The following is a 21623-nucleotide window of genomic DNA, read 5'->3' as shown; positions in this document are numbered from 1 at the left end:
GCAGGAACCCAGGCCCTGCGTTCATGGTTCGACAAGCTCACCACGAACGGGCAAACCGCGGGCCCCGGGCCTGTCTCGCCGGCCGCGTCAAAGCATGAGCGGCCGGTAGGTGGAAAATCAGGTGTTCTTGCTGACCGTGATGGTCGGGAACTTGGAGCTGAAGTCCTTGGCCTTGAGCGCGATCTTCACCGCCATGTCGCGCGCCACGCGCTTGTAGATCTGCGCGGCTTCGCTGTCGGGTTCGGCGACCACGGTCGGCTTGCCGCTGTCGGCCTGTTCGCGGATCTGCAGCGACAGCGGCAGCGCGCCCAGGTAGTCCATGCCGTAGTCGGCGGCCATCTTCTTGCCGCCATCGGCGCCGAAGATGTGCTCCACATGGCCGCAGTTGGTGCAGACATGGGCGGCCATGTTCTCGACGATGCCCAGGATGGGAACGCCGACCTTCTCGAACATCTTGATGCCCTTCTTGGCGTCGATCAGCGCGATGTCCTGGGGCGTGGTGACCACGATGGCGCCCGTCATGGGCACGCGCTGGGCCAGCGTCAGCTGGATGTCGCCCGTTCCGGGCGGCATGTCGACCAGCAGGTAGTCGAGGTCCTTCCAGTTGGTCTGGCGCAGCATCTGCTCGAGCGCCTGCGTGGCCATGGGGCCGCGCCAGATCATGGCTTCGTCCTGGTTCACGAGGAAACCGATGGACATGACCTGCACGCCGTAGTTCTCCAGCGGCTCCATGGTCTTGCCGTCCACGCTCTCGGGCTTGCCCGTGAGGCCCATCATCATCGGCTGGCTGGGGCCGTAGATGTCGGCATCCAGCAGACCCACGCGCGCGCCTTCGGCGGCCAGCGCCAGCGCCAGGTTGGCGGCGGTGGTGCTCTTGCCCACGCCGCCCTTGCCCGACGAAATGGCGATGATGTTCTTCACCTGGGGCAGCAGCTCGACGCCGCGCTGCACGGAGTGCGCAACGACCTTGCTGGTGATGCCCACCGAGACGTTCTCGACGCCGGCCACGGTCTTGGCGGCGTTGACGAACTGGCGGCGCAGTTCAGGCACCAGGCTTTTGGCGGGGTAACCGATCTCCACGTCGAATGCCACGTCGCCGGCACTGATCTGCAGATTGCGCAGCGCGCGCGTGCTGACGAAATCCTTGCCGGTATGCGGGTCCTGCACGCTGCTGAGTGCGGCCAAAAGCTCTTGTTCTGTGACTGCCATTCTCGATTCACTCCTTTGGGGAAAGCCAAGTCTATCGAAGGCCCGCTGCCCGCGCGAGAAGCAGGACAATGCAGGCTTGGCATTTTTCCCACGCACCGTACCGACCCGAGGATCCCGTGAAATTCAAGATGGCCCCCAATTCCCTGTTTGCGATCCTGCTGCGTTCGCGCTGGTGGCTCAGCTTTGCGCTGGCCGCGGGCGTGACGCTGATCTGCATGCTGGCCCTGCCCGCGAACATCGCGCCGTTCGGCGCGCTCGCGGCGACGCCGCTGTGGGTCGTGGGCGTCATCGCCGCCTGGCGCCAGCTGCGCGCTCCCAGCCCGGCCCAGGTCGACCGGCTGCTGACCGACGCCGCGAACCAGCCCTGGCGCGGTTTTGCCCAGCAGCTTGAGAGCGCCTGGCGCAGCGAAGGCTATGAAGTGCAGGCGCTCAACCAGGGCGTGATCGATTTCCGTCTCGAGCGCGCGGGCCAGACCACGCTGGTCAGCGCCAGGCGCTGGAAAGCCGGCCACCACGGCGTCGAGCCGCTGCGCGAGCTCGAGACCGCGCGCAACCGCGCGGCCGCGGCCAAGGCCGTCTATGTCGCGCTGCAGCCGCTGGGCGAGAACGCCGCCATCTACGCCCGCGACCAGCAACTGGTGGTGCTGGGCGGCGCCGACCTCGCGGCGCTGCTGTCCAAGGCGCGCGCCTGAAGTCGCGCCCGGCGACGCAAAAATCTAGGGTTTGACCCAAATACAGCCCAATGGCCGCGGAGCACACTGAGGACGCCTATGATCCAGACCTCCTTGCCTGACAGCAGCGCACGGATTGCTGTGCCTGCGTCCTCCCCCACCACGGGCCTGCTGCTCACGGGCGGCGGAGCACGCGCGGCCTATCAGGTCGGCGTGCTCGAAGCCATTGCGCATATCCGGCGCGGCTGCGGTCATGGCCATGGGCCCAATCCCTTTCCCATCATCACCGGCACGTCGGCCGGGGCGATCAACGCCGCGGCCCTGGCCTGCGGCGCCGACCATTTCGACCTGACCGTGCGGCAGATGGCGCAGATCTGGAGCCATCTGCACACCGAACATGTCTATCGCGCCGATGCGCTGAGCATGCTGCGCAGCGGCGCGCGCTGGCTGAGCCTGCTGTCGCTGGGCTGGGCGCTCACGCGCTGGCGCACCATGCGCCCGCGCTCGCTGCTGGACAACACGCCGCTGGGCGAGCTGCTGCAGACCGACCTCGTTCCGCTCGCACGCCTGCCCGGGCTGATTGCCCAGGGCCATCTGCGCGCGCTGTCCGTGACGGCCTCGAGCTATACCTCGGGCGAGCATGTGAGCTTCTACGAGACCAATGCCGCGCTGCAACCCTGGGTGCGCTCGCAGCGGCGCGCGATAGGCGGCCATATCAGCCACGCCCATCTGCTGGCGTCTTCGGCGATTCCTTTCATCTTCCCCGCGACCGCGCTCGACATAGGCACGCATGTCGAGTACTTCGGCGACGGCTCGATGCGCCAGACCGCGCCGCTCGCGCCGGCCATCCACCTGGGCTCTGACCGGGTGCTGGTGATTGGCGCAGGCCGCATGCAGGGCGCGCGCGAAAGCGCGCCCACGGGCGTGGTGGCCAGCTATCCGACGATTGCGCAGATCGCGGGTCATACGCTGTCGAACATCTTTCTCGATGCGCTGGCGCTCGACGTGGAGCGCGCCCAGCGCATCAATGCGACGCTGGCGCTGATCCCGCCCGAAGCGCGCGTCAACAGCGGCCTGCGGCCCATCGATCTGCTGGTGATCGCGCCGTCCCAGCGACTGGACGCGATTGCCGCGCGCCATGTCGCGGGCCTGCCGCGCAGCATGCGCGCGTTGCTGGGCGCCCTGGGCGTGACCACCGACGCCAATGACGCGCGCGGCGCGGGCCTGGCCAGCTATCTGCTGTTCGAGCCCGGCTACATCCGCGCGCTGATGGCGCTGGGGCGCAAGGACACGTTCGCCCAGCGCGCGGAAGTCGTGCGCTTCTTCCAATGGGACAAGGCCGCCGCGGCGCCTGCGGCCAGCGCGTGCGAAGCGGCCTGCGCATAGGCCGCGCAACCCCACTTCAGCCACAGGCCGCGCAAGCCTCTAAAATCACGGGTTCCCCTAGAGAAAGCGCTTTCCGATGTCTGCACGCAAGATCTTCGCTACCACAGCCCTGCCCTACGCCAACGGCAACTTCCATATCGGCCACATCATGGAGTACATCCAGGCCGACATCTGGGTGCGCTTCCAGCGAATGCAGGGCAACGACGTGAATTTCGTCGGTGCCGACGACGCCCATGGCGCGCCCATCATGATCGCCGCCGAGAAGGCCGGCATCACGCCCCAGCAGTTCGTCGCCAACATCGCGGCCGGGCGCAAGCAGTACCTCGACGGCTTTCACATCCAGTTCGACAACTGGCACAACACCGACGGCGAGGAGAACCATGTTCTCGCCAAGGAGATCTACCTGGACCTGAAGAAGGCCGGGTTCATCGACACCAAGGTCATCGAGCAGTTCTTCGATCCCGAGAAGAACATGTTCCTGCCCGACCGCTTCATCAAGGGCGAATGCCCCAAGTGCCACGCCAAGGACCAGTACGGCGACAACTGCGAAGTCTGCAGCGCCGTGTACGCGCCCACCGACCTGATCAAGCCCTACTCGGCGCTCAGCGGTGCCCAGCCCGTGCTCAAGAGCTCGGAGCATTTCTTCTTCCGCCTGTCGGACCCGCGCTGCGTGGAGTTCCTGCAGGAATGGACGCAGAACGGCAAGCATGTGCAGCCCGAGGTGGCCAACAAGGTCAAGGAATGGTTCAGCGTGCGCACCAATCCCGATGGCACGACCAGCGAAGGCCTGGGCGACTGGGACATCTCGCGCGACGCGCCCTATTTCGGCATCGAGATTCCCGACGCCCCGGGCAAGTACTTCTACGTCTGGCTCGACGCTCCCGTGGGCTACCTGGCCTCGCTGAAGAACCTGCTCGACCGCCGCGGTGAAGACTACGCGGCCTACATGGCCGATGAAAAGCTCGAGCAGTACCACTTCATCGGCAAGGACATCGTCACCTTCCACACGCTGTTCTGGCCCGCGATGCTCAAGTTCAGCGGCCGCAAGACGCCCAGCCAGATCTTCGTGCACGGCTTCCTCACCGTGAACAACGGCGAGAAGATGAGCAAGAGCCGCGGCACGGGCCTGGACCCGCTCAAGTACCTGAGCCTGGCGATGAACCCCGAATGGCTGCGCTACTACCTCGCCGCCAAGCTCAACGGCCGCAATGAAGACATAGACTTCAACCCCGAAGACTTCATGGCGCGCGTCAACAGCGACCTGATCGGCAAGTTCGTCAACATCGCCTCGCGCGCCGCCGGCTTCCTGTCCAAGCGCTTTGAAGGCCAGCTCGCGGCCCTGGGCGCCGAAGGCCAGGCCCTGCTCGAGCAGCTGCGCGCCCAGGCGCCGGCGATTGCCGAAGCCTTCGAGAAGCGCGACACCGCGCGCGCCGTGCGTGAAACCATGCAGCTGTGCGACCGCGTCAACGCCTACGTCGATGCCAACAAGCCCTGGGAGCTTGCCAAACAGGAAGGCATGGACGCGCGCCTGCAGGAAGTCTGCACCACCTGCATCGAAGCCTTCCGCCTGCTGGCCGTCTACCTCAAGCCCGTGCTGCCATCGGTCGTGCAGCAGGTCGAAGCCTTCCTCAACGTCGCGCCGCTGACCTTTGCCGATGCCCAGCAGCAGCTGGGTGCAGGCCACACAATCGGCCGGTACGAGCACCTGCTGCAGCGCGTCGATGTCAAGCAGCTGGACGCGCTGTTCGAGGCGCCGCCCGCTCCCGTGGTTGAAAAGGTGCTGCCCGGCGGCGAGGAGATTGCCGAGACGATTGGCATTGACGACTTCGCCAAGGTCGACCTGCGCATCGCCAAGATCGTTCACTGCGAAGCCGTCGAAGGCTCGACCAAGCTGCTGCGCCTGACGCTGGACGCCGGCGAAGGCCGTACGCGCAATGTGTTCAGCGGCATCGCCAGCCACTACCAGCCTGCCGACCTGATCGGCAAGCACACGGTGCTGGTCGCCAACCTGGCGCCGCGCAAGATGAAGTTCGGCATTTCCGAAGGCATGGTGCTGGCCGCCAGCCACGCCGACGAAAAGTCCCAGCCCGGCATCTATGTGCTGGAGCCGGTCGCCGGCGCCACGCCCGGCATGCGCATCCACTGAGATTGCCGCGCATGGCTTTGTCGCCACCATGGCGCTGGCTGCTGGCAGCCGGCGCGATAAGCCTGCTCGGCGGCTGCGCCGTCGTTGCCGTGACTTCGGCGGCCGTGAGCGTCACGGCCGGGGTGGTGGGCCTGGCGGCCGACGCCGCCATAGGCACGGCGCGCATTGCCGGTAAGGGAATCGGCAAGGCCGCGGACGCGATGCTGGGTGACGATGCGCCGGCGGCTGCCGACAGCAGCGGTGTGAACGTCAAGTACAACATCGCGCCGGCGCCAGCACCTGCGCCTTGATGGCGCATGAACTCCATCCTCCCGTTCGTCCTGAGCGAGGTAAGCGAGGCTAAGCCGCGCAAGGCGTTGAAAAGAAACAGCGGGCGCCCCCCGTTCGTCCTGAGCCTGCCTCGCCGGCCGCGTCGAAGGATGAACGGCCTGCCTTATAAATTCATTCACGGCCCATCGCGCTGCACCATGCTGCGCCCGGTGCGCAGCACCCGGCCATCGGGCCCGAACGTCACGGTGAACAGCATTTCCGTGGTCGGCGGATCGACATAGCGCCAGTCCCAGTCGGTTTCCTGCTTGCGTTCGTAGGTCGTGCGCTTGGCCGGCTTGCCGAGCATGCGGCGCACCTCCTGCTCGCTCATTCCCGCGCGCACCTGGCCGAACATGTGCGGCGCCACCACCTGACGCAGCGCCGTCATCTTGCCGTTGGGGCCTATGGTGATCATGTAGTTCTGGTGGCCCGCGGGCTGGCGGTTGTACTCGAAGGTGCGCGAACCGTCCGGCTCCTGCCAGATGTTCTCGGGCTCGCCAAAGCGGTCGCGCACGTCGACTTCGGTCGACACATCCTCTTCGAGTTCGGCAATGCGCTGCGGGTCGCAAGCCGTCAGCGCCAGCAGCCCGAAAGCCGCGCCCAGACTCCATATCCAGCGATAGATTGGTCGCATAGCGCCATGTCCCGTAAAATCATGTATTCCTACGAGGTTAACAGTCCATGTCTTTTTTCGCCCGCCCTGATTACAAATCCGACACCACCCAGTTCATCGAGCAGTTGCGCGCGCAAAAGCCCGATCTCGAAGCACGCCAGCTGGCCGGCCGCGCCCTGCTGTGGGACAAGGACGTCGACAGCGAAATCTGGCAGGAATACCGCGCCGGCCGCGTGGAACAAAAGCCCTACGTCTACCAGACCAAGGCCTGAGCCTGACGACGGCCAGGCAGCTGCCTGCTGAGACATGAGCGGCCCGACCGACGGCGCAGCCGTGATCGCCCTGCCGGGCGAGGCAGCTGCGGCGGCGCTCGCCCCCGACGGCCTGGTGGACATCGTCGACCGGGTGGCTTTGGCGCGCCTGTATGGCGAGCCGCTGTTTGCCCTGCCCAACGACCTGTACATTCCGCCCGACGCGCTCGAAGTCTTTCTCGAAGCGTTTGAAGGCCCGCTCGACTTGCTGCTCTATCTGATCCGCAAGCAGAACTTCAACATCCTCGACATCCCGATGCTGAGCGTCACGCGCCAGTATCTGCGCTATGTCGAAGAGATCCGCAGCCGCAACCTCGAGCTGGCCGCAGAGTACCTGCTGATGGCCGCGATGCTGATCGAGATCAAGTCGCGCATGCTGCTGCCGCCCAAGAAGTCGGCCGACGCGCTCGAAGCCGAGGATCCGCGCGCCGAGCTGGTGCGCCGGCTGCTCGAATACGAGCAGATCAAGCTGTCGGCCGCGCGGCTGGGCCAGTTGCCCCAGCATGGCCGCGACTTCCTCAAGGCCCAGGTGCATATCGAGCAAAGCCTGCAGCCGCGCTTTCCCGACCTCATGCCGGGCGAGCTGCAGCAGGCCTGGCAGGACATACTCAAGCGCGCCACGCTGATCCAGCACCACCGCATCACGCGCGAGGAACTCAGCGTGCGCGAGTACATGAGCCAGATCCTCAAGTCGCTGCAGGGCAAGCGCTTCGTGCCGTTCGAAGACCTGTTCCAGCCCGCGCGCGGCTCGACGGTGCTGGTCGTGACCTTCATCGCCCTGCTCGAGCTGGCCAAGGAAACGCTGATCGAGATCACCCAGGCCGAAGCCTTCGCACCGATCTATGTGCGGCTGGCCTACACACCGCTCTAGGCCGTGCGGCCTGAGCTGACCCGTCATCCTTCCCCGGACGTTTCACCATGGCATTGCACGATTTCGACGTACTCATTGTGGGCAGCGGCCTGGCCGGCCTCACCGCCGCGCTGGAGCTCGCGCCCACGCACCGCGTCGCGGTGCTGACCAAGCGCAGCCTCGACGACGGCGCCAGCAACCAGGCCCAGGGCGGCATTGCCGCGGTGCTGGCCGAAGACGACAGCTTCGACGCCCACATCAACGACACGCTGATCGCGGGCGCGGGCCTGAGCGACCTGCCGGCAACGCGCCAGGTGGTCGAGAACGCCCCCGCGGCCATTGCCTGGCTGCAGTCGCTGGGCGTGCCGTTCTCCGAGGAAAACGGCGAGCTGCACCTCACGCGCGAAGGCGGGCACAGCGCGCGGCGCATCGTGCACGCCACCGATGCCACCGGCGCGGCCGTGCAGCGCCAGCTGATAGAAACCGTGCGGCGCACGCCGGGCATCACCGTGCTCGAAGACCACACGCTGGTCGACGTGATCACCTCCAAGCGCCTGGGCCTGGACGGCGCGCCGCGCTGCCTGGGCCTGTACGCGCTCAACGGCAAGACCGACGAAGTCGACACCTTCCGCGCGCCGCACACCATCCTGGCGACGGGCGGCGCGGGCAAGGTCTACCTCTACACGACCAACCCCGATACCGCGACCGGCGACGGCATTGCGGCCGCCTGGCGCGCGGGCTGCCGCGTCGCCAATCTGGAATTCATACAGTTCCACCCCACCTGCCTCTACCACCCGCATGCCAAGTCGTTCCTGATCAGCGAAGCCGTGCGCGGCGAAGGCGGACAGTTGAAATTGCCGGCGGCGCTCGGCGGCCAGCGCTTCATGGATGCGCACGACGAGCGCGCCGAACTCGCGCCGCGCGACATCGTCGCGCGCGCCATCGACTTCGAGATGAAGAAGCACGGCCTGGACTGCGTCTACCTCGACATCTCGCACCAGAGCCCCGAATTCCTGCAGGCCCACTTTCCCAACATCCTGGCCAAATGCCTGGAGCTGGGCATAGACATCACGCGCGAGCCGATTCCCGTCGTGCCCGCGGCGCACTACACCTGCGGCGGCGTGCTCACCGACCTGGCCGGGCGCACCGATGTCGCGGGCCTGATGGCGATAGGCGAAGCCGCCTGCACGGGCCTGCACGGCGCCAACCGGCTGGCCAGCAACTCGCTGCTCGAATGCATGGTGTTCGCGCGCAGCGCCGCCGACGCGATCCGCGCCGCCGCGCCCGCCCAGGCCTGCGCCCTGCCCGGCTGGGACGACAGCCAGGTCACCGACGCCGACGAAGCCGTGGTGATCGCCCACAACTGGGACGAGCTGCGCCGCTTCATGTGGAACTATGTGGGCATAGTGCGCAGCAACAAGCGGCTGGAACGCGCGGCGCGGCGCATTGCCTTGCTCAGCGCCGAAATCGACGAGTTCTACGCGCGCTTTCATGTCTCGCGCGACCTGCTCGAGCTGCGCAACCTGGTGCAGGTGGCCGAACTCATCGTGCGCTCGGCGCAGATGCGCCACGAAAGCCGCGGCCTGCATTACAGCCGCGACTACCCCGCGCTGGCCGCGCCCAGCGCCCCGACCATCCTGGTGCCGCCGGCCACCCGCTGAGCGCGCCGCCCGTTTTTTACCGAGGAGACTTTCATGCCCCATCTTTACGTCGAATACAGCGCCAACCTGGCCGGCCTGCCCGAAAAGCAGCTGCTCACCGAACTCGTGACCACCGTCTGCGACCACCCGACCATCAACGACGAATTCGACGTCAAGGGCCGGATCGCCAAGACCCAGGACTACGTGATAGGCACCGTCGCCGGCGCGCGCGGCTTCATCCATGCCGAACTGCGTCTCATGGCGGGGCGCACGCCCGAAGTCAAGAAGGAGCTGTCGGACCGCATTGCCGAGGTGCTGCGCCGCCTCACGCCCCATCCCGAAGGCATGCTGGTCCAGGTCAGCGTGGAGATCGGCGACATGGACCGCGGCAGCTACCACAAGAGCAAGCTGTAAGCGCAGGACAAGCAGGCAGGGCCGAGGACTACAACGCCCGGCCCATCCACGGCACATAGTGTGAGGCTACCCCCCATAAGGAGCCCACGATGCCACGACAGCCTGCCAAGCCCACGCCCGCCAAAACCAGCGACACGGCCCCTCGCGGCCAGGGGGATGAACTCCAGCAGCAGGCCGGCAGCAGCCATCCCGTGCTGACCACCCAGCAGGGCATTGCCGTCCCCGACAACCAGAACTCGCTGCGCAGCACGCCGCGCGGGCCCACGCTGCTCGAAGACTTCATCCTGCGCGAGAAGATCACCCATTTCGACCATGAGCGCATTCCCGAGCGCGTGGTGCACGCGCGCGGCAGCGGCGCGCATGGCGTTTTCGAGCTCACGCATTCGCTTGCCGAGCACACCACCGCCAAGGTGCTGTCCGAGAAGGGCTTGCGCGTTCCGGTGTTCTGTCGCTTCTCCACCGTGGCCGGCGGCGCGGGCTCGGTCGACACGCCGCGCGACGTGCGCGGCTTTGCGGTCAAGTTCTATACGCCCGAAGGCAACTGGGACCTGGTGGGCAACAACATTCCGGTGTTCTTCATCCAGGACGCGATGAAGTTCCCCGACCTGGTCCATGCCGTCAAGATGGAGCCCGACCGCGCGTTCCCACAGGCCGCGAGCGCGCACGACACGTTCTGGGACTTCATCTCGCTGATGCCCGAATCCATGCACATGGTGATGTGGATCATGAGCGACCGCACGATTCCGCGCAGCCTGCGCATGATCGAAGGCTTTGGCGTGCACAGCTTCCGCCTGGTCAACGCCCAGGGCAAGAGCACCTTCGTCAAGTTCCACTGGCGCCCCGTGCTGGGACTGCAGTCGACCGTCTGGGACGAGGCCGTCAAGCTGCAGGCCGCCGACAACGACTTCCACCGCCGCGACCTGTTCGAGTCGATCACCGCGGGCAATTTCCCGGCCTGGGATCTGGCCGTGCAGCTGTTCAGCGAGGAAGAGGCCGATGCCTTCGACTTCGACCATCTCGATGCCACCAAGCTGGTGCCCGAGGAACTGGTGCCGCTGCAGGTCATAGGCCGCATGACGCTGGACCGCTGGCCCGACAACTTCTTTGCCGAGACCGAGCAGGTGGCTTTCTGCCCGGCCAATGTGCCGCCGGGCATCGATTTCTCCAACGACCCGTTGCTGCAGGGCCGGCTGTTCTCCTATCTCGACACCCAGCTCACACGCCTGGGCAGTCCGAACTTCACGCAGATTCCCATCAACGCGCCGCAGTGCCCGTTTGCCCACAACCAGCGCGACGGCCACATGCAGATGCAGCGCCCCAAGGGCCGCGTGGCCTACGAGCCGTCGAGCCTGCAGGCCGACAGCCCGCGCGCCAGCGCCGCCACCGGCATGCGCCACTTCGCCGAAGCGCCCGATGACGGCGTCAAGGGCCGGGTGCGCGCCGAGAGCTTTGCCGACCATTTCAGCCAGGCGCGCATGTTCTTCCAGAGCCAGAGCGCCATAGAGCAGGCGCACATGGCGTCGGCGCTGGTGTTCGAGCTGTCCAAGGTCGAGACGCCCGCAGTGCGCGAGGCCGTGGTCGGCCAGTTGCAGCACATCGACAAGGGCCTGGCCGAGCGCGTGGCCAAGGGGCTGGGCATGGCCAAGCTGCCCGCACCGCCGCCCGCGGCCCAGCCCGCCAAGGAAATGCCGGTCTCGCCCGCGCTGCGGCTGATCGACCGCATGAAGCCGACCCTGGTCGGCCGCTGCATAGGCCTGCTGGTGGCCGACGGCTCGGATGCGGAATCGATCGCCAAGATACGCAAGGCCGTGGAAAAGGCCGGAGCCACGCTCAAGCTGGTCGCGCCCAAGGTCCAGATCCAGCTCAGCGACGGCAGCACGCTGGCTGCCGACGGCCAGCTCGCGGGCACGCCTTCCGTGTTGTTCGATGCCGTGGCCTCGGTGATTCCGCTGGAACAGGGCTCGCTGCTGTCGCACGAGGCCGCGGCCGTCGACTGGTTCCGCGACGCCTTCGGCCACCTCAAGGCGATTGCCGCATGCAAGGGCACGCGCCACATTCTTGCGGCCGGCGGCGTCGAACCCGACGCTGGCGTGTTCACTCCCGAGCAGATCGCGGAGTTCCTCGAGGCCGCGCAGACCCGCCAGTGGGCACGCGAACCCAAGCTGCGCACGCTGGCCTGAGCGACCCGCCCCAGGCTGCAGCGGCCCTCCCGCGCGGGCCGCTGCACCGGCCGCGGATTGAAGTTACAGTCTGCGGCCTATGTCGACTCCCGATTCCCTCTCCTCCGTGTCGACCGCAGCCAGCGATCGCCAGCGCAAAATCCTGCTGGCGCTGAGCCTGCTGCTGATCGCCTGCAATCTGCGCCCGGTGTTCGGCAGCCTCTCGGTCGTTCTGCCCGAAATCATGCGCGACACCGGCCTGAGCGCCGCCGGTGCAAGCCTGCTGACCACGCTGCCGATTCTCTGCCTGGGCCTGTTTTCCGCGCCCACGCCCTGGCTGTCGCGGCGTTTCGGCGCCGAACGCGTGCTGCTGCTGGCGCTGCTGCTGATCGGCAGCGGCACCCTGCTGCGCGCCGCGGGCAGCCTGCCATTTCTCTTTGCCTCGTCCGTGCTGGCCGGCGCGGGCATCGCCATGGGCAATGTGCTGCTGCCCAGCCTGGTCAAGCGCCACTTCGCGCGGCATGCGGCGCTGATGACCGGCATGTACATCCTGGCAATCTGCATAGGCGCGACGATCGCCACCGCAGCGACCGTGCCGCTGGCCACCAACATGTTTGCCGGCGCCTGGCCCTATGCGCTTGCGGTCTGGGCCCTGCCCGCGCTGCTGGTGCTGGCGCTGTGGCTGCCGCAGGCGCTGCGCATGCACACCGAGCCCACCGATCCCGAGGCGCGCAGCGGCAGCCTGGGGCGCGACGCGCTGGCCTGGCAGGTCACGGCTTTCATGGGGCTGCAGTCGTCGCTGGCCTACATCGTCATCGGCTGGCTCGCTCCCATCCTGCGCGAGCGCGGGCTGGAAAGCGATCTCGCCGGCTATGTCGTGGCCATCTCCACGCTGTCGCAGCTTGTGACTTCGCTGGTCGTGCCTTCGATCGCCGCGCGTTGCCGCGACCAGCGCGCGCTGGCCGTGGGGCTCACGGCGCTGTCGTTCGCGGCGCTGATGGGCCTGATCCTCGCGCCGCTGGCCACGGTCTGGCTCTGGGCGCTGCTGCTGGGCTGCGGCCAGGGCGGCTTGTTTGCGCTGGCGCTGAGCCTGATCGTGATGCGCAGCGGCAATGCCCAGGTCACGGCCCAGCTGTCGGCCATGGCCCAGGGCTGGGGCTACATGCTCGCGGCCTGCGGGCCGCTGCTCACGGGGCTGCTGCACCAATGGACCGGCAGCTTCGCTTCGAGCATCTGGTTGATCGCGCTGCTTTCGGCCGCCATGGCCTGGAGCGGCTGGGGCGCGGGCCGCAATCTGCTGGTCCGGCCCGCGGCCGGCGCGCGATGAGCTCCGGCGCCGGGCGGGCGCTGTGCACGCGCTGCGCGCGCGCGCAGCGCAACTGCATCTGCGCGCTGGCCCAGCGCGTGGACTGCGCAGCCGAAGTGCTGATACTGCAGCACCCGCTGGAAGTGCACGAAGCCAAGGGCACGGCGCGGCTGCTGCATCTTTGCCTGGCGCGCAGCCGGCTGGAAATCGGCGAACAGTTCGACGCGCAGCAGCTGCAAGACTGGCTGCAGCAGGACTGGCAGGGCGACGCCGGCGCGCCCGCGCCGCGCAGCGTTCTGCTCTACCCCGAGTCCGCGCCTGACCCTGCCCTGCCGCTGGCGCCCGCGCCGGCGCTGCCCGCCGAGTGGCTGCAGGCACCCGCGCGACTGCGTCTGGTGGTGATTGACGGCACCTGGCGCAAGAGCCGCAAGATGCTTTACCGCAATCCGTTGCTGCAGCAGCTGCCTCGCCTGGCGCTGCACGAGCTGCCCGCATCGCGCTATGCGATACGCCGCGCGCACCGGCCCGGCCAGCTGTCGACGCTGGAAGCCACGGCCTGCGCGCTGGCGCAGCTCGAACCGCACAATCAAGAGTTGGACCGGCTGCTGCAGGCCATGGACGCACTGGTGCGGCGCGAGCAGCAGTGGCGGCCTCAGGGCTGAGGCGCCGACTCCAGTTCGGCCGCGAGCCAGCCACGCAGGCTGTTGAGAAAGGCCCAGGCCTCGACGCGCGGCACATCGTCCAGATGCAGCACGCCTTCGCGCACGCGCCCGGCGCGCAAGGCCACGGCGCGGCCCACGCCGGGCAGCAGGCCGCAGGCCAGTGGCGGAGTGATCCAGCGGCCATCGATCAGCGCCGCGATATTGCCGCGCGTGCATTCGGTGATTTCGCGCTGCTCGTTGAACAGCAGCGTGTCGAAGACCAGCGGATCGGACGGCGTGAACGCCTCGTAATGCGCACGCCGCGTGGTCTTGTAGCGCACGAACTGGCCATGGGCCCAGCGGTCTTGCAGCGGCGCCGCGGCCAGCTGCAGGCGCACCGGCGCGGGCGTGGACGCGCAGGCAAAGGCCTCGGCCACGGCCTCGCCCTGCGCGTCCAGCTGCAGCCGCACGCGCCATAGCCCGCTCGGATGCGCGGCGGCGACAGCCGCGAGGCTTTGCGCCACGCGTCCGGACCAGGGATAGGCGAAATGCGCGGCCGCATCCTGCAGGCGCTGCAGGTGCTCGGGCAGATGGCGCCACACGCCGTCTTCCAGCGCCAGCGTCTCGAGCAGCGCGAACGGCGCGCTCGCGCGCTCGACGAAGGCGCTCTTGTGCAGCCATTCGCGCCACTCGCCGTCGGCCTGCGCGCCCGATGTGATGCCGCTGCCTATGCCGCAGACCGCTTCGCTGCCGCGCAGCACCACCGTGCGGATAGGCACATTGAACGTGGCATGCATGCGGCCCGCGCCCGTGGGCCGCAGCACGCCCAGCGCGCCGCAGTAGACGCCGCGTGCATGGGGTTCGAGCGCATGGATCATCTGCATCGCCGCAACCTTGGGCGCGCCCGTGATCGAGCCGCAGGGAAACAGCGCGGAGAACACATCGGTCAGCCGCGTGCCGGAACGCGTCACGGCCTGCACGTCGGAAGTCATCTGCCAGACGCTGGGCAGGGCCTGGGTATGGAACAGCCGCGGCACCTTGACGCTGAACGGCTGGGCAATGCGCGACAGGTCGTTGCGCAGCAGGTCGACCACCATCACGTTCTCGGCGCGCTCCTTGGGCGCGCTGCGCAAGGCTTGGGCCAGCGCCGCATCCTGTTCGGGCGTGTCGCCGCGCGGCGCCGTGCCTTTCATGGGCCGCGCGAGAATGCGCTCGCCGTCCCAGTCGAAGAACAGCTCGGGCGATACCGACAGCACCTGCTCCTCGCCGGTGTCCAGACAGGCCGCGTAGCCGCCGGGCTGGGCGCGCAGCAGCGCGTCGAACAAGGCTTGGGGCCTGCCCTGCAACAGCTCGCCGCGCAGCGGCGCCGTGTAGTTGACCTGATAGAAAGCGCCGCCCGCTATGGCCTCGTGGATCTGCGCCATCGCCACGTCGAAATCCGCGCGCGTGAGCGTACTGCGCCATTCCACGCGCGCCGCGTCGCTGGCTTGCGGCAGCGCCGCGTCGCCATCGTCCCAGGGCAAGGCCTCGGAATAGGCCGCGAACCAGGCCAGCGGGCCGTCGGCCGCATGGGTGACCAGCGCCGGATCGAAGGCCGCAGCGGCTTCGTAGCGCACAAAGCCCAGGCACCAGGCGCCGGCGCGCGCCGCGGTTTCGGCCGCGTCGAGCACGGCGCGCACCTCGCCCGGCGCGCGCGCGATCCAGACGCTGTGCGGCGTGCCGAAACGCATGCGCAGGCGCGCTTCAGCGGCACCGGCCGCGCCCTGCGGCAGGGTGAAATCAATCCGAGTGTCCATGGTCCAAAGCGCTTTCCACGCCCGCAAAGCCGGCGCGGGCCGCCATCAAACCGGCATTATCCCGCCAGGACTCAGGCGGCGCCGAGATGCGGCACCAAGCCCGCAATGGGCGCACCGCTCCTGAGCGCCGCGGTGAATGCCAGCATGCGGTCTATGGGCTGGCGCGCGCGCGGAATCAACGCCGGATCGACATGGATCGCGTTGCGGCCGGTCTCGAGCACATCGGCAACCCCGGCCAGGCCGTTCATTGCCATCCACGGGCAGTGGGCGCAGCTCTTGCAGGTGGCGCTGTTGCCCGCCGTCGGCGCCTCGATGAAGCGCTTGTGCGGAAACAGCGTGCGCAGCTTGTGCAGCATGCCGTTGTCGGTGGCAACGATGAACTCGCTGGCGTCCATGTCGCGCGCGGCGTTCAGGATGCCCGAAGTCGAGCCCACGGCATCGGCCAGCGCCACCACATCGGCCGGGCTTTCGGGATGCACCAGCACCTTGGCGCCCGGATGCTCGCGCTTGAGCGCTTCGAGCTCGAAGGCCTTGAATTCGTCATGCACGATGCAGGCGCCGTTCCACATCACCATGTCGGCGCCGGTCTCGCGCTGGATATAGCCACCCAGATGGCGGTCGGGCGCCCAGAGGATCTTCTGGCCGTCGGCCTGGAGAGCGCGCACGATATCGAGCGCGCAGCTCGAGGTCACGACCCAGTCGGCGCGCGCCTTCACCGCGGCGCTGGTGTTCGCATAGACCACGACCGTGCGGTCGGGATGCTGGTCGCAGAAGGCGCTGAAGTCGTCGACGGGGCAGCCCAGGTCCAGCGAGCAGGTGGCATCGAGATCGGGCATCAGCACGGTCTTGTGCGGCGACAGGATCTTGGACGTCTCGCCCATGAACTTCACGCCCGACACCACCAGCGTCTGCGCCGCATGGTCGCGGCCGAAGCGCGCCATTTCCAGCGAGTCGCTGACCAGGCCGCCGGTTTCCTCGGCCAGATCCTGCAGGTCGGGGTGCACGTAGAAATGCGACACCATGACCGCGTTCTTCTCCTTGAGCAGCGCACGGATGCGGTCCTTGAGCGCCGCGCGCTCGACCGGGCCGGGCTCTGCCGGCACGCGCGCCCAGGCATGGCGCGTGGCGCAGACGCCCGCGTCGCTCAGCGGCTGCTCGTACTCCACGTCCATGCGTGCATCGGCGATGGCAATCATATTTCCTCCATGCGCATAGAGAAGTCGGTGGCGCGCACATCCTTGGTCAGGCCGCCGATAGAAATGCGGTCTACGCCGGTCTCGGCCAGCGTGCGCAGGCCTTCAAGCGTCACCCCGCCCGAAATCTCCAGCACCGCGCGCCCGGCGTTGATCTCCACGGCCGTGCGCAGCATGTCGAGCGGCATATTGTCGAGCAGCACCATCTTCGCACCCGCATCGAGCGCCTCGTGCAGCTCGTCGAGGTTCTCCACCTCGATCTCGATGAATGCGGCCGTGCTGGCCACGGCCTGGGCCGCGCCCAGCACGGCGGCGATGCCGCCGGCGGCCGCAATGTGATTTTCCTTGATCAGCACGGCGTCATGCAGGCCTATGCGGTGGTTGCTGCCGCCGCCGCTGTGCACCGCGTACTTCTGCGCCAGGCGCAGGCCAGGCAGCGTCTTGCGCGTGTCGACAATCTTCGCGCGCGTGCCGTCCACTGCGGCCACATACTCGGCGGTCTTGGTCGCCACGCCCGACAGCAGCTGCAGGAAGTTCAGCGCCGTGCGCTCGGCCGACAGCAGCGCGCGCGCCTGGCCTTCGGCTTCGAACACCAGCGCGTTGGCCGCCAGACGCTGGCCTTCGTGCGCATGCCAGGTGATCATCACACCCGGATCGAGCGCACGCAGCGCTTCCTCGACCCAGGGTCCGCCGCACAGAACGGCGCTTTCACGCACGATCACGCGCGCCCGCGCGCGGCGTGCCGGATCTATCAGTGCAGCCGTCAGGTCGCCTGCGCCCACATCTTCTTGCAGCGCCAGCGCCACATCGTGGCGGGCCAGTGCGCGGATGGCCTCTTTGTCGGTCCAGTCATTCATGGGCCCGAAGTCTAGACGCATAGCGTGCGCCGCGAACAGGAATTTGTGACCAATTCCAAGCCCGTGGGCAGGCCGCAACGTTGCCCGCCGTCAACCGGTGGCTGAAAGCCGCCGCGCCAGCGCCGCCGCCTCGTCCTGCAAGGCCTGCAGCAGCGGCTGCACTTCGGGCAGCGCGGGCCGGTGCAGCGGCAGCAATGCCTGCACGCGAAACGGAATCGAGAACGCCAGCGGGCGCCACAGCAGCCGCTCGCTGGCGCAGGCCAGGGCCGTGAGCGGATTGACGATGGCCAGGCCCAGCCCCTGCTCGACCATGGCGCAGACCGCCACCGCATTGTGCGTCTGCACGCGCAGATCGCGCGCCACCCCCGCCTGCGCGAACACCGCGTCGATCTGGCGCCGGTAGGGATCGTCGGCCGAGAGGCTCACGAACGGCTGGCCGGCGAAATCCTGGGCGTGCAGCACGGCGCGCGCCGCCAGCGCATGGCCCGCGGGCAGCACGCAGACTTCGTCGAGCGCCAGCAGCGGCAAGGCCTGGGTGCCCGCGGGCGCGGTTTCATGCTCGCTCAGGCCCAGGTCGAAGCGCTGCGCCGCCATCCATTCCTCGAGCAACGGCGACTCCTGCGGCGTGACCGCGAGCCTGGCCTGCGGATAGTGCGCCAGCAGCCGGGCAGCGGCGCCGGGCAGCAGCGCATGGCTCAGCGCCGGCAGGCACAGCACGCTGATCTGCGCGTCCTCGGCCCGGCCCAGCGCCAGCGCCTTGTCGACCACGCGTTCCAGCCCCTGCCACGAGCGCTGGACTTCGTCCCACAGCGCCAGCGCGCGCGCGTTGGGCCGCAGCCGCCCCTGGCTGCGCCCGAACAGCGCATAGCCCAGCAACTGCTCCAGGCGCGCGAGCTCGCGGCTCACCGTGGGCTGGGAACTCGCGAGCAACGCGGCCGCGCCCGTGGCGCTGCCCGTGGTCATGACGGCGCGAAAGACTTCGATATGGCGGTGGGTGATGCGGGAAGTCATCGCCAAAGCATATCGAAAATGAATGACATGGGAAAAACAAAGCATTGGACGGCATGCACAGACGCGCGCATGATGGCGGCCATTTCGCGGGCAAGCTGCCCTGCGCCCCTCCCTCTTTTTGCCTCTGGCCGCACTGCAATGACCTGCCCTTTCACTTCCGCCCAACTGTGGTCGCTGGCCGACCAATTCGGCACGCCGCTGTGGGTCTATGACGCCGCGACCATACGCGCGCGCATTGCCGAGCTGTCGCGCTTCGACACCATCCGCTTCGCGCAGAAGGCCTGCTCCAACATCCACATCCTCAAGCTGATGCGCGAACAGGGCGTGAAGGTCGACGCGGTCTCGCGCGGCGAGATCGAGCGCGCGCTGGCCGCGGGCTTCCAGCCCGGCGGCGCCCACGCCGAAATCGTCTTCACGGCCGACGTGATGGACGAAGCCACGCTGGCCACCGTGGTCGCGCACCAGGTGCCCGTGAACGCCGGCTCTATCGACATGCTGCACCAGCTGGCCGCGGCCTCGCCCGGCCATGCGGTCTGGCTGCGCATCAACCCCGGTTTCGGCCACGGCCACAGCAACAAGACCAATACCGGCGGCGAGCACAGCAAGCACGGCATCTGGCACACCGACCTGCACGAAGCGCTGGCCGCGATCCGCAGCGGCGGCCTGCACCTGGCCGGGCTGCACATGCACATCGGCTCGGGCGTGGACTACGGCCATCTGTCGGAAGTCTGCGGCGCCATGGTCCAGCTGGTGCAGACCACCAAGGACGCGGGCCATGACCTCGAAGCGATCTCGGCCGGCGGCGGCCTGTCGATTCCCTACCGCGCAGGCGAGCCGGTGATAGACACCGCCCACTACCACGGCCTGTGGGACGCGGCGCGCAAGCAGGCCGAAGCCATCGTCGGGCATGCGCTGGGCCTGGAAATCGAGCCCGGCCGCTTCCTGGTCGCCGAATCGGGCGTGCTGCTGGGCACGGTGCGCGCCACCAAGAACGCGGGCAACAACCACTTCGTGCTGGTCGACACGGGTTTCAATGAACTGATGCGCCCGTCGATGTACGGCAGCTTCCATGCCATGCACATCGAGCGCCGCGACGGCGTGAGCCTGCCGGCGCGCGACAGCGTGGTGGCCGGCCCGCTGTGCGAGTCGGGCGACGTGTTCACCCAGGGCGACGGCGGCGTGGTGCTGCCGCGTTCGCTTGCCGGCGCGACCGTGGGTGACCTGCTGGTGATCCACGACACCGGCGCCTATGGCGCGTCGATGTCAAGCAACTACAACACGCGTCCCCTGGCCGCCGAAGTGCTGGTCGACGGCGAACGCGTGCAGCTCATTCGCCGCCGGCAGACGGTGGAGCAGTTGCTGGCGCTGGAATTGGGGCTTTGAGCGGCACGCGCTGAAACGCCCTTAGACCGGCTCAGGAGGACCCGCATGGAGAGGTTCGATGCGGCCTGCTCTCGAGCAGGCCCTCAGGCTACTCTTCCCTGGGATCCCTGGCCATCAATGACTTGACGGCTTCGCTCACATGCAGCCGGCCGTCGAGCAAGGCCACCACGGTTTCCGTGATCGGCATGTCCACGCCCACGAGCTGCGCGCGCTGCAGCACGGTGCGCGCGCTGTACACGCCTTCGGCCACATGGCCCAGCGATTGCACGGCCTCGTCCAGCGTCTTGCCTTCGGCCAGCAGCAGGCCGACCTTGCGGTTGCGCGACAGGTCGCCGGTGGCCGTGAGCACCAGGTCGCCCAGGCCCGACAGGCCCATGAAGGTCTTTTCGGTCGCGCCCAGCGCCAGACCCAGACGTGTCATTTCCGCCAGGCCGCGCGTGATGAGGGCCGCGCGCGCGTTGAGGCCCAGCTGCAGGCCGTCGCACAGGCCGGTGGCGATGGCCAGCACGTTCTTCACCGCGCCGCCGACTTCGACACCGACGATGTCGGTGCTCGCATAGACGCGCACATGGCTGCTGTGGAAAGCCGCAACCAGCGCTTCGCTGACCTGCGCATGGCTGCTGGCCGCGACCAGCGCCGTGGGCTGCTGGCGCGCGACTTCGAGCGCAAAGCTCGGACCGCTGAAAACACCGGCGCGCAGTTGGGGCGCGACGGCCGCGCAGACTTCGTGCGCCATCAGGCCGGCGGCGCCGGATTGGGACGCGGCCTCGAAGCCCTTGCTGAGCCAGGCGACGGGCGCGCGGCTTTGCGCCAGGCGCTGCAGCCATTCGCGCAGCGCCGCCATCGGCGTGGCGACAATGATCAATTCTGCCTGGGCTGCGGCGGCCGTGATGTCGCCATCGATGACCGTGAGACCGGGGGGGAAGGCGATGCCCGCGAGATAGCGCGTGTTTTCGCGCGCCGCGCGCATCGCCTGGGCCTGGGCCGCGTCGCGTGCCCAGAGCCGGACCGCATGGCCCGCGGGATGCGCGGCCGCGCTCATGGCCAGCGCCGTGCCCCAGGCTCCGGCGCCGATGACGAGAATATTCATGGCTTGAATCCGCATGGACCGGCGCGAGGGCGGCGCGGCGCGGCCGCGCGCCCTCGGTGGCGACTTATTGCAGTGCGGGGTTGGCGTCAGCGCCCTGGGCAGCGGCCTGGGCCTGCTGCTGCTCGTACATCGCCTGGAAGTTGATTTCGGCGAGGTGCACGGGCGGGAAACCGGCGCGCGTCACGACGTCGGCGACGTTGCCGCGCAGGTAGGGATAGATGATCTGCGGGCAGGCGATGCCGATGACGGCGCCCATCTGGTCTTCGGGAATGTTGCGGATCTCGAAGATGCCGGCTTGCTTGGCTTCGACCAGGAACACGGTCTTGTCCTGGATCTTGGTCTGCACGGTCGCGGTCACGGCGACTTCGTACACGCCTTCGGCCACGGGGGTGGCTTCGACACCCAGCTGGATGTCGACGCTGGGCTGCTCTTGTTCCAGCAGGATTGCGGGCGAGTTGGGCTGCTCAAGCGACAAATCCTTGAGGTAAACGCGCTGAATCTGGAATACGGGATTTTCTTGGTCGGCCATGGCGTCGGTCTTTCTCACTTAAACGAACCGGAATCAAAACAAAGCCCGCCCGGGAGACGCTCCCGCAGCAGGCACTTGGGAAAAGCATTATGCAGCCGCGGACAGTGCC

20 protein-coding genes are annotated in these 21623 nt (G+C 67.9%); 12 read left to right on the top strand and 8 right to left on the bottom strand.

Annotated features, from left to right (window positions below; all coding sequences use genetic code 11):
- Positions 1-117 precede the first annotated feature (117 nt).
- A complete protein-coding gene (apbC, locus tag RR928_RS00770) occupies positions 118-1209 on the bottom strand; it encodes an iron-sulfur cluster carrier protein ApbC (RefSeq protein ID WP_332536256.1) in 1092 nt (363 codons plus the stop codon).
- A gap of 128 nt (positions 1210-1337) precedes the next feature.
- On the opposite strand from apbC, the gene RR928_RS00765 reads away from it, so the two are divergent.
- The 4 genes from RR928_RS00765 to RR928_RS00750 all read left to right on the top strand — a co-directional run bounded on the left by RR928_RS00765 (position 1338) and on the right by RR928_RS00750 (position 5702).
- A complete protein-coding gene (locus tag RR928_RS00765; protein ID WP_332536254.1) occupies positions 1338-1901 on the top strand; it encodes a restriction endonuclease in 564 nt (187 codons plus the stop codon).
- 78 nt (positions 1902-1979) lie between these two features.
- Complete coding sequence (locus RR928_RS00760; protein ID WP_332536252.1) at positions 1980-3266, top strand: patatin-like phospholipase family protein; 1287 nt, start codon at positions 1980-1982, stop codon at positions 3264-3266.
- Positions 3267-3342: 76 nt separating this feature from the next.
- Entirely contained in the window at positions 3343-5412 is a 2070-nt protein-coding gene (gene metG / locus RR928_RS00755; RefSeq protein WP_332536251.1) for a methionine--tRNA ligase, read from the top strand.
- 11 nt (positions 5413-5423) lie between these two features.
- Positions 5424-5702 (top strand): hypothetical protein, encoded by a 279-nt coding sequence (locus RR928_RS00750; RefSeq protein ID WP_332536249.1) that lies wholly within the window; start codon positions 5424-5426, stop codon positions 5700-5702.
- A gap of 155 nt (positions 5703-5857) precedes the next feature.
- On the opposite strand, the gene RR928_RS00745 is transcribed toward RR928_RS00750, so the two are convergent.
- A complete protein-coding gene (locus RR928_RS00745; protein WP_332536247.1) occupies positions 5858-6355 on the bottom strand; it encodes an outer membrane protein assembly factor BamE in 498 nt (165 codons plus the stop codon).
- Between the two features lie 47 nt (positions 6356-6402).
- Here RR928_RS00745 and RR928_RS00740 point away from each other — a divergent pair, with 47 nt between their 5' ends.
- From RR928_RS00740 to RR928_RS00710, 7 genes are all read left to right on the top strand, one after another.
- Complete coding sequence (locus RR928_RS00740; RefSeq protein WP_332536245.1) at positions 6403-6606, top strand: DUF3460 family protein; 204 nt, start codon at positions 6403-6405, stop codon at positions 6604-6606.
- Between the two features lie 34 nt (positions 6607-6640).
- A complete protein-coding gene (locus RR928_RS00735) occupies positions 6641-7516 on the top strand; it encodes a segregation and condensation protein A (protein ID WP_332536243.1) in 876 nt (291 codons plus the stop codon).
- Positions 7517-7563: 47 nt separating this feature from the next.
- Entirely contained in the window at positions 7564-9156 is a 1593-nt protein-coding gene (gene nadB / locus RR928_RS00730) for an L-aspartate oxidase (protein ID WP_332681211.1), read from the top strand.
- 33 nt (positions 9157-9189) lie between these two features.
- Entirely contained in the window at positions 9190-9549 is a 360-nt protein-coding gene (locus RR928_RS00725) for a 5-carboxymethyl-2-hydroxymuconate Delta-isomerase (protein WP_332536239.1), read from the top strand.
- Positions 9550-9638: 89 nt separating this feature from the next.
- Complete coding sequence (locus RR928_RS00720; RefSeq protein ID WP_332547736.1) at positions 9639-11729, top strand: catalase; 2091 nt, start codon at positions 9639-9641, stop codon at positions 11727-11729.
- Between the two features lie 106 nt (positions 11730-11835).
- Positions 11836-13035 carry a CynX/NimT family MFS transporter gene (locus tag RR928_RS00715; RefSeq protein ID WP_332536236.1) on the top strand — a complete coding sequence of 400 codons (1200 nt, stop codon included), beginning with the start codon at positions 11836-11838 and terminating at the stop codon, positions 13033-13035.
- Entirely contained in the window at positions 13032-13676 is a 645-nt protein-coding gene (locus RR928_RS00710) for a tRNA-uridine aminocarboxypropyltransferase (protein WP_332681208.1), read from the top strand. The genes RR928_RS00715 and RR928_RS00710 overlap by 4 nt, the downstream gene beginning before the upstream one ends.
- On the opposite strand, the gene pabB is transcribed toward RR928_RS00710, so the two are convergent.
- From pabB to RR928_RS00690, 4 genes are all read right to left on the bottom strand, one after another.
- Positions 13667-15451: an aminodeoxychorismate synthase component I gene (gene pabB / locus RR928_RS00705; protein ID WP_332681206.1), complete on the bottom strand. Its 1785-nt coding sequence runs from the start codon at positions 15449-15451 to the stop codon at positions 13667-13669. The genes RR928_RS00710 and pabB overlap by 10 nt on opposite strands.
- Before the next feature lie 71 nt (positions 15452-15522).
- Positions 15523-16647 carry a quinolinate synthase NadA gene (nadA, locus tag RR928_RS00700; RefSeq protein ID WP_332547733.1) on the bottom strand — a complete coding sequence of 375 codons (1125 nt, stop codon included), beginning with the start codon at positions 16645-16647 and terminating at the stop codon, positions 15523-15525.
- Positions 16644-17501, bottom strand: coding sequence for a carboxylating nicotinate-nucleotide diphosphorylase (gene nadC / locus RR928_RS00695; RefSeq protein ID WP_332681204.1), 858 nt, complete (start codon positions 17499-17501; stop codon positions 16644-16646). The genes nadA and nadC overlap by 4 nt, the downstream gene beginning before the upstream one ends.
- A gap of 90 nt (positions 17502-17591) precedes the next feature.
- The gene (locus RR928_RS00690; RefSeq protein WP_332536228.1) at positions 17592-18512 is read right to left on the bottom strand and encodes a LysR family transcriptional regulator; all 921 of its coding nucleotides are present in this window, start codon (positions 18510-18512) and stop codon (positions 17592-17594) included.
- A gap of 138 nt (positions 18513-18650) precedes the next feature.
- Here RR928_RS00690 and lysA point away from each other — a divergent pair, with 138 nt between their 5' ends.
- Positions 18651-19895, top strand: a complete 1245-nt coding sequence (gene lysA, locus RR928_RS00685; RefSeq protein WP_332536226.1) for a diaminopimelate decarboxylase — start codon at positions 18651-18653, stop codon at positions 19893-19895.
- A gap of 88 nt (positions 19896-19983) precedes the next feature.
- On the opposite strand, the gene RR928_RS00680 is transcribed toward lysA, so the two are convergent.
- Entirely contained in the window at positions 19984-20985 is a 1002-nt protein-coding gene (locus RR928_RS00680; RefSeq protein ID WP_332536224.1) for an NAD(P)H-dependent glycerol-3-phosphate dehydrogenase, read from the bottom strand.
- Positions 20986-21049: 64 nt separating this feature from the next.
- Entirely contained in the window at positions 21050-21514 is a 465-nt protein-coding gene (secB, locus tag RR928_RS00675; RefSeq protein ID WP_332536223.1) for a protein-export chaperone SecB, read from the bottom strand.
- Positions 21515-21623 lie beyond the last annotated feature (109 nt).

This window comes from Comamonas sp., from assembly GCF_036666375.1.
In the GTDB taxonomy this organism is placed as follows: domain Bacteria; phylum Pseudomonadota; class Gammaproteobacteria; order Burkholderiales; family Burkholderiaceae_C; genus Comamonas.
Note: the sequence above shows the minus strand (reverse complement) of the source record. Positions and strands in the feature narration are given on the sequence as shown.